Consider the following 16625-nt stretch of genomic DNA (forward strand, 5'->3'; position numbering starts at 1 on the left):
GGAACGGATTTTTTATTTGTAACAAATTGGGGGCTGCGTACTACTAATTAACATACTAATATTTCGCGGAAATTTATAGTTTAATTAAATTCGCCACTCTAACAACAAACACATGAAAAAACTAGTATGGCTATTCCTGGTTTCGGGTATGGCCGCCACAGCACAAAAAAACCTTACCGTTCAGGAAGCTACCTTTGGGCAATACCAAATGTATGCCCCAAAAAATCTTGTTGCTCCTGCATGGAGAAAAGATGCTAAAACAATAACGTATCTGGATAACACCTACGCCAATCTTATGGCGCGTAGTGAAGATGGAAAATGGTCAGAAACAACCCTGATATCTAAAGCAGAGCTAGCCGCTGCACTTAAAGCGAAATTTCCGTCGGAGACTTTTGAGCTACAAATGTTCCCGTACACTTACAAGTGGAAAGATAAAAGCACGCTTTTATTAGAAGTTGAAGGCAAAGATAAAGTATACTTAGTGCTTTTTGATGCTGATAAAAAAGCCGTTAAAAGTGCTGTTGCTATTGCATCTGATGCAGCACAGCAAACACTTTCTCCCAATGGCACTGCTGCTGCATGGCTGAAAGAAAACAATATAATTATCTCTTCTAACGGTAAAGAGATTAATGTTACCAATGATACCGATAAAGGCATTGTCAACGGTAGTGACTATGTACACCGCCAGGAATTTGGTATTAACAAAGGTATGTGGTGGAGCCCAAACAGTGATAAACTGTTGTTTTACCGCAAAGATGAAACTATGGTGGCAAACTATCCGCTTACCAACTGGGATGCGCGAATAGCAGCAACTAAAGATATTAAATACCCAATGGCAGGTATGAAAAGTGAAGAAGTTACCCTTGTGGTTTATGATGTTGCTTCTGGTAAATCGGTTACATTAAAAACCGAAGGCCCTAAAGAGCAGTTTCTTACATGCGTTACCTGGTCACCCGATGGTAAAAAAGTATATGTAGGTGTGTTGAACAGGGAACAAAACGACCTGAAACTTAACCGATATGATGCAGCGACAGGAAACTTCGAAAAGACCTTATTTGAAGAAAAAGCACCTACCTATGTAGAGCCGCTTCATGACTTAACTTTTATTCCCGGTAAAAATGACCAGTTCTTATACCGTACTGAAAAAGACGGATATGAGCAGCTTTACCTTTATACTACAGACGGACAACAGCTTAAGAAATTAGGTTACAAAGACGTAGTTATTACAGAACTTTTAAACTTTGATAGCGGAGCTAAAAATGTATTTTACATTGGTACCGCAAACAACGGCCTTGACAGACAACTGTATAAAGTTGAGCTTTCTTCAGGTAAGACAACGCAACTAACAACAGTATCAGGTACGCACACCGCTGTTGTATGTACTGATGGAACTTTAGCATTAGATGCTTTCGCTAATACTGCTACCCCTAACGATGTAAACATCGTTGACCTTAAAAATAACAAGGCGACTTCAGTACTAAAAGCTGATAACCCGTATACTGGCAAAACAGTGCTTCCTAAAATGGAACTGATAACAATTACCTCTGCCGATGGCAAAACGCCGCTTAACGGAAGGATCATTTATCCTGCAAATTTTGATGCAGCTAAAAAATATCCGGTTATTGTTTATATCTACGGAGGTCCTCACGCGCAATTAGTTAACAACGAATGGTTAGGTGGTGCCTCTCTATTCGATTACTATCTTGCCCAACAGGGATATGTGGTTTTTACAATGGATAACCGCGGAAGTGATGCTCGCGGACGTGATTTTGAACACGTGGTGCACCGTAATCTTGGAATAAATGAAATGGCCGACCAGATGAAAGGGGTCGAATTCCTTAAATCGAAAGCATTTGTAGACCAGGACAGGATTGGTGTTTCAGGATGGAGCTTTGGTGGATTTATGACCTCTTCGCTAATGCTTGATCACGCCGATGTTTTTAAAGTTGGTGTTGCCGGCGGACCTGTGTGCGACTGGAAATACTATGAAGTGATGTATGGCGAGCGCTATATGGATATGCCACAGGAAAACCCTAAAGGCTATGCTAAGACAAACATTATAGACAAAGCAAAGCAGCTTAAAGGCAGACTGCTTATTATACACGGCGCTCAGGACAATGTTGTTGTACAGCAACACAGCATGGAGTTCATCAATGCATGTATTGCAGCAGGTAAACAGGTTGATTATTTCTTATACCCAACACACGAGCATAATGTTCGCGGTAAAGACAGGATTCACCTGAATCAGAAAATTGCTGATTATTTTGATACTTACCTTAAAAAGTAATAATATTGACGGAGGCTTAGGCCTCCGTTTTTATTTGAATACATTTACATTATGGATATGCAGATCTCAAACTTAAACCGCTATACTACCCTTCCAATCTTATTGGATATGCTGGAAAGGAAGAAACTTACCTTGCTTAATCCTAAGCTGTGGGAAGACAAGAATGATTCGGAAATCATTTTAGATTACAAGAACCGTAAAGGTATTGTCAATCTTTTTGCTTTGTGTTTTTCGCACAATGATGAAACCATCCATCATTGGAAAACCTATTCTAACGGTCCGAGTGGATGTGTAATTGATTTTGATGCCAATAAACTTTTTTCCATACTTGATAAAATTCCGGGACTAAAACACGGAATTGTAGATTATAAAAAACTGCCGGAAATTGAAAAAACAAAGGTGGAAGTTGATGCCATGCCTTTTACAAAACGCTGGCCCTACCGCGTTGAGGAAGAATACCGGGTAATTTATGAAACGAATGAAAAAATGGACTTTTTTGAAATTGATATTCCTCTAAGCGTTATAAGGAAAGTAACCATAAGCCAGCAAATGCCTGAGCAAATATACAATACGATCAAAAAGCATCTTAAAGGAACCTCTAAAGATCCTGACAGCAGAATAAGCAGATCTACTTTATACGCAAACCAACGTTGGATAAACGGGTTTAAAAAAATGTAATAGCGGCTTAAGCAGCAACAGAAATCAACATAAAAAAATATAAAAAAAAGAACCGTCTAAAAATTACTTTCAGACGGTTCTTTAGTTCTATAAAAATTTAGGATTACCCTAAAACTTCTTTTACTTTTTTACCGATTTCAGCAGGAGAGTCAACAACGTGGATACCGTTTTCTCTCATGATGCGCTTTTTAGCTTCAGCCGTGTCATCAGCACCACCTACAATTGCACCTGCGTGGCCCATTGTACGTCCTTTAGGAGCCGTCTCACCAGCGATAAATCCGATTACAGGTTTTCTGTTACCGTCTTCTTTAATCCATTTAGCAGCATCAGCTTCTAATTGGCCACCAATTTCACCTATCATGATGATAACTTCAGTTTCAGGATCATTCATTAAAAGTTCAACAGCTTCTTTAGTAGTTGTACCGATGATTGGGTCACCACCGATACCAATAGCTGTAGTAATACCTAAACCTTGTTTTACAACCTGGTCAGCAGCTTCGTAAGTAAGAGTTCCTGATTTAGAAACAATACCAACAGTACCTTTTTTGAAAACAAAACCTGGCATGATACCAACTTTAGCCTCTCCCGGAGTAATAACACCAGGACAGTTAGGACCTACTAAACGGCAATCTTTACCTTGAATATAGTCATAAGCTTTAATCATATCTGCAACAGGAATACCTTCTGTAATCGTGATGATTACTTTGATACCTGCTTCAGCAGCTTCCATAATTGCATCAGCAGCAAAAGCTGGCGGAACAAAAATGATAGTTGTATCAGCACCTGCGATATCTACAGCATCTTTTACTGTATTAAATACAGGACGGTCTAAGTGAGTAGTACCACCTTTACCAGGCGTAACACCACCTACTACGTTAGTACCATATTCTATCATTTGAGTAGCATGGAAAGTACCTTCGCTACCTGTAAATCCCTGAACAATTATCTTGGAATCTTTATTTACTAAAACACTCATGATATATTTTTTAAATTATTTTTTAAATCGTGATGCAAAAATAGGGTTTTGTGAAATATAATTAAAGCTTTGGCCGATTTTTATAAAGATATTTTTATTAAAATAATATTCTATTAACCCAGCTGGCTCATTAAATATCCCTTGTAAAATTTGTTGTCTTTAACTTCCCAAATAACCACAAAGTGAGCGAGCACCATTTCTTCGTTAGGGCTTTCTATTGGGTTTACATAATGTGTGTATCTAACCGTAACGGAATTATCTTCTGTCAGAAGATGGGATATATCAACTCGCGAAGAAGAATAAGATTTATCAAGCTCTGCAGCGAGTGCAAGAAGATCCTCTTTTTCGAGTTCAAGATATCCTTTAGAACTGTGCCATTGCACTAAAAGCTCATCGTGAAGATATTGCTCCATCGTTTCTTTAGTCCTGAAAGCCTCTGTTCTGTAATACTCCGTTACAAGTTCCTTTGCACTCATATTATTTCAGTTTTTCTAATATTTCGGGAATACGTTTTATGTGAGCCATTTGTTTTAGTTTTTCCCTAACTTCTTCAGCAGGTGAACCAAAATAAACTTTTCCGCCTTCAAGCGATTTGCTGACACCTGATTGCGCCTGGATAACCGCCTTAGTGCCAATCGTAATACCACTGGTCGTTCCTGCCTGCCCCCAAAGCGTAACTTCGTCTTCAATAATTACACAGCCTGCAATACCGGTTTGTGCCGCAATTAGGCATTTTTTGCCTATTACAGTATCGTGGCCTATATGCACCTGGTTATCAATTTTTGTGCCTTCGCCAATTGTTGTATCTCCGGTAACGCCTTTATCAATTGTACACAGCGCTCCAAGCCCTACATTATCCTTAATTACAACACGTCCTCCCGATATAAGCTGGTCAAACCCTTCAGGACGTTTCTTATAATAAAAAGCATCTCCGCCAAGAACTGTACCGGCATGAATAATAACATTATCACCTATAATGGTGTTGTCATAAATACTTACATTAGAGTGTATAAGACAATTTTTACCTATCTCAACATTGTTACCAACAAAAGTATTGGGCTGAATAACAGTTCCCTCTCCTATTTGTGCAGTAGCCGAAATAGTGACATTGGAAGACTGAAATGGCCTGAAATGGCGTGTTAGGAAATTGAAATCCCTGAATGGATCGTCAGAAATCAGTAAAGCTTTTCCGTCAGGACAAACAACTTCTTTATTAATAAGAACGATAGTTGCGGCAGACTGAAGGGCTTTATCGTAATATTTGGGATGGTCTACAAATACAATATCCCCGGGCTCGACAACATGAATCTCATTCATGCCGTGCACAGGGAAATCATCATCACCTACATACTCACAGCCTATTATAGCTGCAACCTCTTTAAGAGGATAAACGTTAGGGAATTTCATTTTTATTTTGATTTATTTTTTGCGATCCGGTTATTTGCTTTGCCAATTTACAAATAATCAAATAACCAGACCTGCAAAATAAACTATTCTTTTACACGCTCCATATAGTGGCCTGTAGCAGTATCAATTTTAATTTTGTCGCCCTCGTTAATAAATAATGGAACGTTAACATTTGCGCCTGTTTCAACTTTGGCAGGTTTAGTTGCGTTTGTTGCAGTGTTACCTTTAACACCCGGTTCAGCATAAGTAACCTCAAGTACTACAGATGCAGGCATATCTACAGATAGAGGCGCATCGGTTTCTGCATTCCATATTACCATTACATTCTCACCTTCTTTTAAAAGATCAGGTGCATCAAGGATGTCTTTGTGCAATGATATTTGTTCATACGTTTCAACATGCATAAAGTGGTATTGATCACCTTCCGGATATAAGAATTGGAACTTGTGGGTTTCTACCCTTACATCATCAATTTTATGTCCGGCAGAAAAAGTATTATCCAATACTTTACCGTTAGTAAGACTTTTCAGTTTAGTCCTTACAAAAGCTGGTCCCTTACCAGGCTTAACGTGAAGAAACTCTATAATTTTATAAATATCGTGGTTAAACTTAATGCATAATCCGTTTCTGATATCTGATGTACTTGCCATTTATTAGTTTATTTGTTTGATTTGTATATCTTTTTAATCTGTCGAACTTGAGTTGGATTATTCGCTAATGATCCGAATAATCGCATCCACAAATAACCAAATCAACTTTAATATATTCCTGTATACCCTTTCATAACACCTCTTGAAGAGTTCCTTATGAAAAGGATTATTTCGTCACGTTCCGGTGTAGCTTCCATCTCAGCTTCGATAATGCTCAACGCCTGGGTAGTGTTATAATTTTTTTGGTATAATATCCTGTAAATATCCTGTATTTCCCTTATTTTTTCAGGTGTGAATCCCCTTCTCCTAAGGCCAATTGAATTGATCCCTACGTAAGAAAGAGGTTCTTTAGCCGCTTTAGTAAATGGAGGTACATCTTTACGCACAAGCGATCCGCCGGAAATCATTGCATGGTCTCCAATGCTAATGAACTGGTGAATTGCTGCAAGTCCGCCAATGATAGCATAATTACCTACAGTAACATGACCGGCCAGTGCAACGCCATTCACTATAATTGCATTATCTCCGATATGGCAGTCGTGTGCAATGTGTGCCGTGGCCATAACAAGACAGTTTTTACCAAGTCTCGTCTGCCCTGAAGCAATAGTTCCTCTATTAATTGTAACACACTCTCTTATAGTGCAGTTATCTCCAATTATTGCAAGTGAATCTTCACCTCCAAATTTAAGATCCTGAGGTACAGCTGAAATTACTGCCCCCGGAAATATATTACAGTTTTTACCTATTCTGGCACCCTCCATAATTGTCACATTAGAACCTATCCAGGTTCCTTCACCTATTTCCACATTATTGTGGATAGTGGTAAAAGGCTCAATCACTACATTTTTAGCGATCTTAGCGCCCGGATGTACATATGCTAACGGTTGATTCATAAATTTCTTTTTAACTGTTTTTTACTACTTGTGCCATTAGTTCAGCTTCAGCTACAAGTTTACCGTTTGCATAAGCATTTGCCTGCATGTGGCATATTCCTCTGCGTATAGGTGATATAAGATCGCATTTAAATACAAGTGTATCGCCCGGAAGCACTTTATGCTTGAATTTAACATTATCAATCTTCATAAAGTATGTAAGATAGTTTTCAGGATCAGGTACAGAGCTTAATATAAGTATACCTCCGCACTGTGCCATGGCTTCAACTATAAGTACACCCGGCATAACCGGTGCACCCGGGAAGTGGCCCACGAAGAAACTTTCGTTCATCGTTACATTTTTAAGGCCTACAACATGAGTAGCACTCATCTCTAAGATCTTATCTACCAATAAGAATGGCGGACGATGAGGCAGCATGCTCATTATCTTGTTAACATCCATTAGAGGCTCCTTGTGCAGGTCATAAACCGGTACCTGGTTACGCTCTTCGATTTTGATGATCTTAGACATTTTTTTAGCAAACTGCGTGTTTACAAAATGCCCTGGTTTATTTGCTATAACTTTACCTTTTATCCTTGTACCAATTAAAGCAAGGTCTCCTATCACGTCAAGCAATTTATGGCGCGCCGCTTCGTTAGGATGGTGAAGCGTAAGGTTATCAAGGATACCATTTGGCTTAACAGTAATATTGTCTTTACCAAAAGCAACTTTAAGGCTCTCCATTGTCTCAGGAGATATTTCTTTATCTACATAAACAATTGCATTATTAAGGTCACCGCCTTTAATAAGACCATTATTCAAGAGTGCTTCAAGCTCATGCAGAAAACTAAATGTACGTGACGATGCAATTTCTTGCTTGAAATCGCTCATTGTTTTTAGGTTTGCATTTTGTGTGCCTAATACTTTAGTTCCAAAATCTACCATTGCAGTTACCTGGTAATCATCAGATGGCATAACGATAATTTCACTACCAGTAGCTTCGTCAGTATAAGAAATAACTTCTTTTACAACATACACTTTACGCTCTGCTTCAAGTTCAGTTACGCCTACTTTTTCAATAGCCTCTACAAAAAACTTAGAAGAACCATCCATAATTGGAGGTTCAGAAGCATCCAGTTCGATAATGACATTATCCACATCACACCCTACAAAAGCTGCAAGAACATGCTCAGACGTTTGTATTTTAACACCCTTTTTTTCAAGGTTAGTCCCCCTTTGGGTATTGACTACATAGTTAGCGTCTGCTTCAACAACAGGCTGTCCTTCTAAATCTACCCTTACAAAAGTGTATCCGTTGTTAGCAGGAGCAGGTTTAAAAGTCATAGTAACTTCTTTACCTGTATGCAATCCAACCCCTTTTAATGAAATATCACCTTTGATTGTGGTTTGTTTAACCATTATCTGTATTTTTATTGTTTGATTTGTTGTTTAAGTTCGTCTATATCAGATACTATTTTAGGGAAATTCCTAAAATGAACATACGATTTATTGAAGTCATTATAAGCCAGCGCAGGACTTCCCTGAATGATATCTCCATCAGAAATGCTTTTACCCACACCCGACTGCGCCTGAATCCGTACCCCGTTACCAATTGTAATATGTCCGACGATTCCAACCTGCCCGCCTATGACACAATTACTTCCTATTTTGGTAGATCCTGCAACACCTGTTTGAGAAGCTATAACCGTATTCTCGCCAATTACGACATTATGGGCTATCTGGATCTGATTATCAAGTTTTACTCCTTTTTTTATAATTGTAGAGCCTAAAGTAGCTCTATCTATTGTCGTACAAGACCCAATATCTACGTTATCTTCAATAATAACATTCCCTATTTGTGGTATCTTACTGTAAATACCTTCTTCGTTTGGCACAAAGCCGAAACCGTCAGAACCTATAATTGATCCCGAATGAATGGTACATCCGTTACCAATCTCTGTTTCAGAATAGACTCGTACTCCGGCAAAAAGTATTGTATCGTCGCCTATAATTACATTATCACCTACAAATGTATTAGGGTATATCTTTACATTATTACCTATCCTTACATTCTTGCCTATATAGCAAAAACTTCCCAGATACAGATTTTCGCCATAAGTAACATTTTCTGATACAACCGACGGCTGCTCAATACCAGACTTCATCAATTTTACCTGATTGTAATATTCTAAAAGCTTAGAAAATGACTTGTAAGCATCGTCTACCTTTATAAGCGTGGTAAAAATATCTGCTTCAGGCTCAAAAGTCCTGTTAACTATTGTAATGGTAGCCTGGGTAGAATATATGTATTGCTGATATTTAGGATTAGCTAAGAAAGTAAGAGAACCGCTTGTCCCCTCCTCAATTTTAGCTAGTTTAAAGACTTCGGCCTGTGGATTACCCACGACCTCACCTTCCAGTATACCTGCTATTTGTTCTGCTGTGAATTTCATCCCGACAAAAATATAAAATTAAATTAAAATGATGCTTTTTCCAAAAGCACTTTTGGAAAACACAGGTAATACTTGGTTACCGGCTTAGACAATGCCTTTAAATTCAACTGGTCAGAGGCCTCAACCACATCTTCAATTGTACGGTCTTTCTTTAATATATGTATTGGTTCGCCCGTTTTATTGTAGGCCTGATTTTTAATTTTACCCTTAAACACAAAATAATCTGCGTCTTTTTCCGTTAATCCTGACACTTCGATGAAGCGGCTTTTAAGGTCTTCTACTTCCGCTTTATCAACCTTTTCAGATCTCATTTTGATTTTTAGAAGGTCTCGGTTAATAATCATTTTACTCAATTCACTCAGAACGTAATCATCATTAAATTGCCAAGACTTTACGGCACTTATAATATCAAAATCGTCCAGATAAGAGAATTTAGTCAGCACATCGTCATTAAAATCGTTAAGAGTAACTTTGTTCTGCATAAAGTACTGAAGCGGTTCGCTGGCAGGAAGTAATACACCCGATTGTGTAAGCTCCTTAGCTCTCTTAAGTATTTTTGTTATGATAAGTTCTGCGGCTACGCTTGTTTTGTGCAGGTAAGCCTGCCAATACATTAATCGTCTTGCTACAAGGAACATCTCTACAGAATAAATGCCCTTTTCTTCTATTACGAGCTTATCATCTTCAACATCAAACATCTGAATAAGCCTTTCAGAATTTATATTGCCCTCTGCAACACCTGAATAGAAGCTGTCACGTTTTAAATAATCCATCCTATCCATATCCAGCTGGCTCGAAATAAGCTGAAGCATAAAATGACGGTGGTATTCGCCTTTAAATATCTGTATTGCCAGACTAAGTTTACCATCAAATATTTCATTAAGCTTATCCATAAATAAAAGAGAGATAGCTTCATGGTGAACATCTTCTGCAATGCTGTGTTCCATTGCGTGCGAAAAAGGTCCGTGGCCTATATCGTGAAGAAGGATAGCTATATTTAACGCTGTTTCTTCTTCCTGGCTGATTTCGGTACCTTTAAATTTTAGAACCTGAATGGTTTTTTGCATAATATGCATACATCCAAGTGCGTGGTGAAAACGTGTATGATGCGCTCCCGGATACACAAGATAAGACATACCCATTTGGGAAATTCTACGTAGTCGTTGAAAATAAGGGTGCTGTATAAGGTCGTATATCAGCGGATTAGTTATGGTAATGAACCCATAAATAGGGTCGTTTAATATTTTTAGCTTGTTTATTTGGCCCACAGGTCGATAAATTTTACACAAATATACTAATTATGGTACAGGCAAAAGCGGGAAACAAGTGTTTTTTACCCCTAAGAACGCCTGCTCAACTTAACTTAATTTAGCAAAAAGCGTTAAACATTGGTTAATGAATTATTTCATAGCACTGAATAAGAACATAATACCTAAATTTATATTCGTAACCAATCTATTTAAAGTCATGAAGACCATATTTTTAATAGTTACATTATTTTTTGCGCTGACATTGACGGCGCAGGAAAATGAAAGGTCTGACAAACAACCGCCACCCATAACGCAGGCTCAGGTAGAAAAAGATGCTGCAATGGCACAGCAGGAGCGCCAAAAACATGAACAGGAAAAAATCAACGCAGCCAAAGACAAAAAACAAAAAATTGAAACAAAACAGACAACTCCCGTTTTGAATAGTACTAGCCCCTCTAAAAAGACTTCAACAAGGCCGGGAAAACAATAATAACGTTATTTTTTGTTACTTAGGTTATTGAAGGAAAGCTCTGCAGAATTATATCTGCAGGGCTTTTTTGTTGATTATAAGCTTAATAATAAAAGCCTTCGGAATAAGTTTAAATAGCCTGTATTTTTATAAAAATATTGGGATTAAATTCCTTACTTTACGCTAAATTGCAGGATTAATTTAAGAACGAAACCAGACTCATAACTATGAATGAGATTAAGATACTTTGGGTAGACGATGAAATTGACATGCTGAAACCCCATATTCTTTTCCTTGAAAAGAAAAACTATAAGGTTACCACAGCAAATAATGGGCAGGATGGATTAGACTTGTTTGATCAGGAAAATTTTGATGTCGTTTTTCTTGATGAAAATATGCCTGGCCTCAGCGGCCTCGAGACATTGACAATGATTAAAGAAAAAAAATCTTCGGTACCGGTAATAATGATTACTAAAAGTGAAGAAGAATATATAATGGAAGATGCCATTGGCTCAAAAATTGCCGATTATCTTATTAAGCCGGTTAACCCTAACCAGATATTACTTTCTCTGAAAAAAAATCTTGATAATTCCCGTCTTGTATCCTCGAAAACCACTTTGGATTACCAAAAGGAATTCCGCAAGATAGCTATGGACATGGGCATGGTAAATTCATGGGAAGAGTGGATTGACATGTACAAAAGGCTTATATTCTGGGAACTTGAACTGGAAAACATCGAGGACCAAAGTATGGTTGAGATACTCGAGTCTCAAAAAGTTGAAGCTAATTCGCAGTTTGGCAAATTCATTGAAAAAAATTACGAAGACTGGTTTGATCCTAAAGAGAAAGATAAACCAGTCCTTTCGCACAATTTATTCAGAGAGCTTGTAGTACCTGAATTAAAAAAGAAAGAGCCAATATTATTTGTAGTAATCGACAACCTTCGTTATGACCAATGGAAAGCTTTTGAGAGTGTAATAAACAACCATTACAAGCTTGAAAAGGAAGCTCCTTTCTACTCTATCCTGCCTACGGCTACTCAATATGCACGTAATGCAATATTCTCAGGTCTTACGCCACTTGAGATGGAGAAAAAATATCCGCAATACTGGAAGAACGACGTTGAAGAAGGTGGTAAAAATCTCTTTGAAGCCGAATTCCTGACAGAACAATTACGCCGATTAGGCCTTTCGGACCTAAAGCAAGAGTATTACAAAATAACAAACTTTAGAGATGGTAAAAAACTTGTAGATAACTTTAAAGGTTTAAAGGATAACGACCTTACTACAATAGTTTATAATTTTGTCGATATGCTATCGCATGCCAAAACAGAGATGGACGTTGTAAAAGAACTTGCATCTAATGATAAGGCTTACCGTTCCCTTACCTTAAGCTGGTTTCGCAATTCACCGTTGCTTGAAATGATACAACAGGCACAGCAAATGGGCATGAAGCTTATACTTACCACAGATCACGGTACGATAAACGTTAAGAATCCTAGTAAAGTTATTGGTGATAAAAATACCAGTCTAAACCTTAGGTATAAAACAGGCAGAAGCCTTACTTACGAAGACAGGGACGTTTATCATGTAAAAGATCCTAAAGCAGTCCAGTTACCTACAATAAATATGAGTAGCTCTTTTATATTTGCAAAAAACGACTATTTCTTAGCTTACGTTAATAACTATAACCATTATGTTAGCTATTACAGAAACAGTTATCAGCATGGAGGAATTTCTCTTGAAGAAATGATTATTCCTTTCTTAGTTTTCAATCCTAAATAATTGTCTCATACATTTATGGAAATCACATTTTCTTTAGAAGAAATTGATACCGTAGCCGAAAAGGTACTGGCTCAAAATATAAAAAAAACTATTCTTTTTCATGCCGGCATGGGCGTAGGAAAAACTACATTCATAAAAGCTATTGCGAGAAAATTAGGTGTCAAGGATATGACTTCCAGCCCAACGTTTTCTCTTGTAAATGAGTATGAAACCGAAAATGGCGAAGTATTATACCATTTTGACCTTTACCGTATAAACACTGAAGAAGAAGGTTATGATATGGGTTTAGACGAATACTTTTACTCAGGTAATCTATGTCTGATAGAATGGCCGGAAAAAACACCAAACCTTATTCCTATAGATCATACGTCTATTACTATAAGGCAGCTTGCCGACGGAAGGCGCCATCTTACCGTAAAATAATTTATTTTAGAGTTTTTTTTGTAAATTAGAAAATTATATCCAACCTGAACCATGTCATTGTCATTAACACCTTTTACAAAGCAGCAGTTGCTGCCGCAGGAAGAGAAGCTAGAAGTTGAGCGTCAAAAGAGTGAACTTTTTATAGGTATCCCGAAGGAAACATCCTATCAGGAAAGGCGTATATGCCTAACACCTGATGCTGTCAATTCGTTAACAGCACATGGACACAGGGTTATGATTGAGGCCGGTGCCGGATTAAGTTCCAGCTACACAGATAAAGAGTATAGCGATGCCGGTGCCGAAATCACACAGGATACTAAGAAAGTATTTGGCTGCCCTGTTATTTTAAAAGTGGAACCGCCAAGTGTTGCAGAAATCGAAATGATGAATCATCAAACATTAGTAATTTCTGCATTACAATTAAAAACACAGAAGAAAGAATATTTTACTGCCCTGGCAGCAAAAAAAATAACGGCATTGGCCTTCGAATTCATTAAAGATGAAGATGGCTCCTACCCTGCTGTAAAATCTTTGAGTGAAATTGCAGGAACGGCATCAGTGCTAATTGCAGCCGAACTTATGATAAATCAAAAAATCGGTAAAGGACTGCTGATGGGGAATATTACTGGTGTACCGCCTACTGAAGTAGTTATTCTAGGCGCCGGCACTGTGGCAGAATTTGCTGCAAAAACTGCCTTAGGACTTGGTGCAAGCGTAAAAGTCTTTGATAACTCGATCAACAAACTACGAAGACTGCAAAACAATATAAACCAGCGCATCTTTACCTCTACCATCCAGGAAAAATCGTTGCTTAAAGCGTTAATGCGATGTGATGTTGCCATAGGTGCTATGCGAGGTAAAAACCGCACACCTATCGTAGTTACAGAAACGATGGTGGAACACATGAAAAAAGGCGCCGTTATCATAGATGTCTGTATCGATACGGGAGGATGTTTTGAAACATCTGAAGTTACCACGCATGAAAAGCCAACATTTGTAAAGAACAATGTTATACATTACTGCGTACCAAATATTCCATCAAGGTATTCAAAAACAGCTTCAATATCGATTAGTAATATAATTAGTCCATTTTTACTGCAAATGGCTGAAGACGGTGGTATCGAAAGTTCTATACGCTGCAATCCCGGTCTTAAACACGGAGTTTATTTTTATCATGGCGTATTAACTAACAGATCGATAGGAGAATGGTTTTCTTTAGACTACAGGGATGTTAATTTGTTTTTATTATAATCTAAATTTCAATCACTTTATAAGCATACTGTTTTTAAATAAGCCCTACTCTGCCTCTTATAATTGAAGTAAAAAAGCTTTTGACCAATCGTCAAAATTCTCGATTTGAAAACCAAAATAAAATATCTGGAAGCCAGGCCCAAAATATTCAATAGAAATGGTCTCCCCATCACTTATAGACTTTACTGAACGATGCGCATAAACAATTACAGCAAAGTTTCTGTCAGCTTTTTACCAAGTCAGTTTTTTGTATAATAAATCAGGGAAAAATTTAATCTAAATGCTCATAACGTTGCTGAGGGGTAAGCGTCACTTACACCATGCACAATCAGCCCATATCCCTTTGATACGAATAAATTAATGCTTTTCGCCTAAAACAACGAGTATTGCATAGGAAAAATTGTCATGAAACAAATTCACATTTTTTTATTGCCATCAATCAGCCAGTCCATAATTTGGTTCTTAATCATTAACCAATTAAATTTTCCGTCTTAGCCAAAAAATCATCTACTGCCTGTTTAATATCTATCCCTGATCTTTCGGCCAATACTATAAGCCACCATATATTTTCTCCCAGCTTATGTTCCAGTTCTGCTTTAGAATCATTTTTAGGCCAGCGCTTTTGTTCAGACATGATAGTACGCCCTATTAACCCTGCATCTGTAAGATATGCAAGGGCATCTTCTTCTACAGTCCATTCGCTGCCGTGATGAAGTAACTCCAACTTATGGTACTTTTTTCTAAGTTCTATTGATCTGGTAACTATATTATCAAAATTATCTTTGCTCATAATAATAAAAATTTAAAGTATTAAGTCAGCTTTAATATATGCTATTTTTCCGTCCTTAAAAGTAATATCAAAAGTACCTCCTATATTTCCTTCAGAAAAACTGCCACTGAATTCAACTTCAAGATATGCATTGTTTCGATCTTCTGAAATTTCAAGTTTTACAATTTCGGTGTGTGTATCGTATCCAATAAAATAGCTTTCAAAATAGTTCTTGATACCTACGTGCCCATCAAATTTACTGCCTACAGAAGGATCATCAAGAACTGCATCTGCTAAATAAAAATCCAGGTATTTTTTTGTGTTGAAAGAATTGCTTGTTGCAATCCAGTCGCTAATAAATGTGTGTAAATCCATTATATGGCTAAACTTTAATTTTTAATGATGTACTACTGTATGTCGTTAAGTAAATACTATCTAATTTAAGAGACTTTTCTTGTATTCTAATGGTGAGAAAGATGTTTTACTTTTAAAAAGTTTATTAAATGATTGTGGATGTTCAAACCCTAAATTATAAGCTATTTCTGCAACAGTCAATTCATCTTTAGCCAAATGCTCTTTAGCTTTTTCAATCACTTTTTCGTGTATAAACTGTTGCGTATTTAAGCCTATAAGGTTTCGCAGCATATCGCTAAGGTAGCGCGAAGTTACATTTAGTTTTTCTGCAACAGAATTTACAGAAGGTAATACTGCAGCTTTGTTTATCTCGTCATTAAAACAGTCTTCCAAATGCTTTTCAAGTCGTACAAGGAGTTCATTATTTACTGATTTACGGGTAATAAACTGGCGGTCATAAAAACGATTGGCATAATTAAGGAGTACTTCAATCTGGGAAATAATTACATCCTGGCTAAACTTGTCAATTCTCTGAGCCAATTCATCCTGTATAAACTTGTATATGCTTAGTACGGTTATTTTTTCTTTTTCTGAAAGGTATAAGGCTTCTGCTGCAGAATAGGTAAAATACCCATATTGCTTAATTGACGAACCCAGAGCATAATTGCGAATAAAATCAGGATGGATATGAAGTGTCATTCCGTCATAATTGGCTTCTTCATCCTGCATTTTTAAAAGTTGTCCCGGAGCTATGAACGACATTCCGCCTTCCTCAAAATCGTAGAATCCCTGTCCGTATTTCAGTTTCCCGGAAAAATATGTTTTAAACGATATTTTATAAAAATTAAGAATAATACCTTCCTCATAATCTTTCGGATTAAATTGCGCCTCACCGTAATTTATAATGCCTATAAGCGGATGTAGCGGCGCAGGCTGGCCCATTGCTTTATGCAATTGTGTCAACGAATTGAATACTACAGGTTGTCTTTTCATTAAAAACA

At 37.4% G+C, this 16625-nt stretch carries 17 protein-coding genes; 6 read left to right on the plus strand and 11 right to left on the minus strand.

Going from position 1 to position 16625, the window contains the following annotated elements:
* Positions 1-112 precede the first annotated feature (112 nt).
* Both R1T16_RS02370 and R1T16_RS02375 read left to right on the plus strand, forming a co-directional pair.
* A complete protein-coding gene (locus tag R1T16_RS02370; RefSeq protein ID WP_317499456.1) occupies positions 113-2287 on the plus strand; it encodes a S9 family peptidase in 2175 nt (724 codons plus the stop codon).
* Positions 2288-2338: 51 nt separating this feature from the next.
* Positions 2339-2965, plus strand: a complete 627-nt coding sequence (locus tag R1T16_RS02375; protein WP_317499457.1) for a hypothetical protein — start codon at positions 2339-2341, stop codon at positions 2963-2965.
* Between the two features lie 103 nt (positions 2966-3068).
* Here the strand turns inward: R1T16_RS02375 and sucD are convergent, their stop codons facing one another.
* The 8 genes from sucD to R1T16_RS02415 form a co-directional block, all read right to left on the minus strand.
* Positions 3069-3941 (minus strand): succinate--CoA ligase subunit alpha, encoded by an 873-nt coding sequence (sucD, locus tag R1T16_RS02380; RefSeq protein ID WP_317499458.1) that lies wholly within the window; start codon positions 3939-3941, stop codon positions 3069-3071.
* Between the two features lie 113 nt (positions 3942-4054).
* On the minus strand, positions 4055-4417 hold the full coding sequence (locus R1T16_RS02385; protein WP_317499459.1) for a nuclear transport factor 2 family protein: 363 nt from the start codon (positions 4415-4417) through the stop codon (positions 4055-4057).
* A gap of 1 nt (position 4418) precedes the next feature.
* The gene (locus tag R1T16_RS02390) at positions 4419-5348 is read right to left on the minus strand and encodes a UDP-3-O-(3-hydroxymyristoyl)glucosamine N-acyltransferase (protein WP_317499460.1); all 930 of its coding nucleotides are present in this window, start codon (positions 5346-5348) and stop codon (positions 4419-4421) included.
* Between the two features lie 83 nt (positions 5349-5431).
* Positions 5432-5998 (minus strand): elongation factor P, encoded by a 567-nt coding sequence (gene efp, locus R1T16_RS02395; RefSeq protein WP_317499461.1) that lies wholly within the window; start codon positions 5996-5998, stop codon positions 5432-5434.
* A 107-nt stretch (positions 5999-6105) separates the two neighbouring features.
* Positions 6106-6891: an acyl-ACP--UDP-N-acetylglucosamine O-acyltransferase gene (gene lpxA, locus R1T16_RS02400; RefSeq protein ID WP_317499462.1), complete on the minus strand. Its 786-nt coding sequence runs from the start codon at positions 6889-6891 to the stop codon at positions 6106-6108.
* A gap of 10 nt (positions 6892-6901) precedes the next feature.
* Positions 6902-8290, minus strand: coding sequence for a bifunctional UDP-3-O-[3-hydroxymyristoyl] N-acetylglucosamine deacetylase/3-hydroxyacyl-ACP dehydratase (locus R1T16_RS02405; RefSeq protein ID WP_317499463.1), 1389 nt, complete (start codon positions 8288-8290; stop codon positions 6902-6904).
* Between the two features lie 11 nt (positions 8291-8301).
* The gene (gene lpxD, locus R1T16_RS02410) at positions 8302-9324 is read right to left on the minus strand and encodes a UDP-3-O-(3-hydroxymyristoyl)glucosamine N-acyltransferase (protein WP_317499464.1); all 1023 of its coding nucleotides are present in this window, start codon (positions 9322-9324) and stop codon (positions 8302-8304) included.
* Positions 9325-9347: 23 nt separating this feature from the next.
* On the minus strand, positions 9348-10592 hold the full coding sequence (locus tag R1T16_RS02415) for an HD domain-containing protein (RefSeq protein ID WP_317499465.1): 1245 nt from the start codon (positions 10590-10592) through the stop codon (positions 9348-9350).
* 127 nt (positions 10593-10719) lie between these two features.
* On the opposite strand from R1T16_RS02415, the gene R1T16_RS02420 reads away from it, so the two are divergent.
* From R1T16_RS02420 to R1T16_RS02435, 4 genes are all read left to right on the plus strand, one after another.
* Positions 10720-11064 (plus strand): hypothetical protein, encoded by a 345-nt coding sequence (locus R1T16_RS02420; RefSeq protein ID WP_317499466.1) that lies wholly within the window; start codon positions 10720-10722, stop codon positions 11062-11064.
* A 206-nt stretch (positions 11065-11270) separates the two neighbouring features.
* A complete protein-coding gene (locus tag R1T16_RS02425; RefSeq protein WP_317499467.1) occupies positions 11271-12827 on the plus strand; it encodes a bifunctional response regulator/alkaline phosphatase family protein in 1557 nt (518 codons plus the stop codon).
* A 15-nt stretch (positions 12828-12842) separates the two neighbouring features.
* Positions 12843-13250 (plus strand): tRNA (adenosine(37)-N6)-threonylcarbamoyltransferase complex ATPase subunit type 1 TsaE, encoded by a 408-nt coding sequence (tsaE, locus tag R1T16_RS02430; protein WP_317499468.1) that lies wholly within the window; start codon positions 12843-12845, stop codon positions 13248-13250.
* 51 nt (positions 13251-13301) lie between these two features.
* Complete coding sequence (locus R1T16_RS02435) at positions 13302-14501, plus strand: alanine dehydrogenase (protein ID WP_317499469.1); 1200 nt, start codon at positions 13302-13304, stop codon at positions 14499-14501.
* Between the two features lie 469 nt (positions 14502-14970).
* Here R1T16_RS02435 and R1T16_RS02440 read toward each other — a convergent pair whose 3' ends face one another.
* The 3 genes from R1T16_RS02440 to R1T16_RS02450 are packed head-to-tail and all read right to left on the minus strand — an operon-like array spanning position 14971 to position 16617.
* Positions 14971-15291: a MazG-like protein gene (locus tag R1T16_RS02440; protein WP_317499470.1), complete on the minus strand. Its 321-nt coding sequence runs from the start codon at positions 15289-15291 to the stop codon at positions 14971-14973.
* A 12-nt stretch (positions 15292-15303) separates the two neighbouring features.
* Entirely contained in the window at positions 15304-15645 is a 342-nt protein-coding gene (locus R1T16_RS02445; RefSeq protein WP_317499471.1) for a nuclear transport factor 2 family protein, read from the minus strand.
* A gap of 60 nt (positions 15646-15705) precedes the next feature.
* Positions 15706-16617, minus strand: a complete 912-nt coding sequence (locus tag R1T16_RS02450; protein ID WP_317499472.1) for an AraC family transcriptional regulator — start codon at positions 16615-16617, stop codon at positions 15706-15708.
* Positions 16618-16625: the final 8 nt, after the last annotated feature.

It is taken from the genome of Flavobacterium sp. DG1-102-2, assembly GCF_033042555.1.
Lineage (GTDB): Bacteria > Bacteroidota > Bacteroidia > Flavobacteriales > Flavobacteriaceae > Flavobacterium.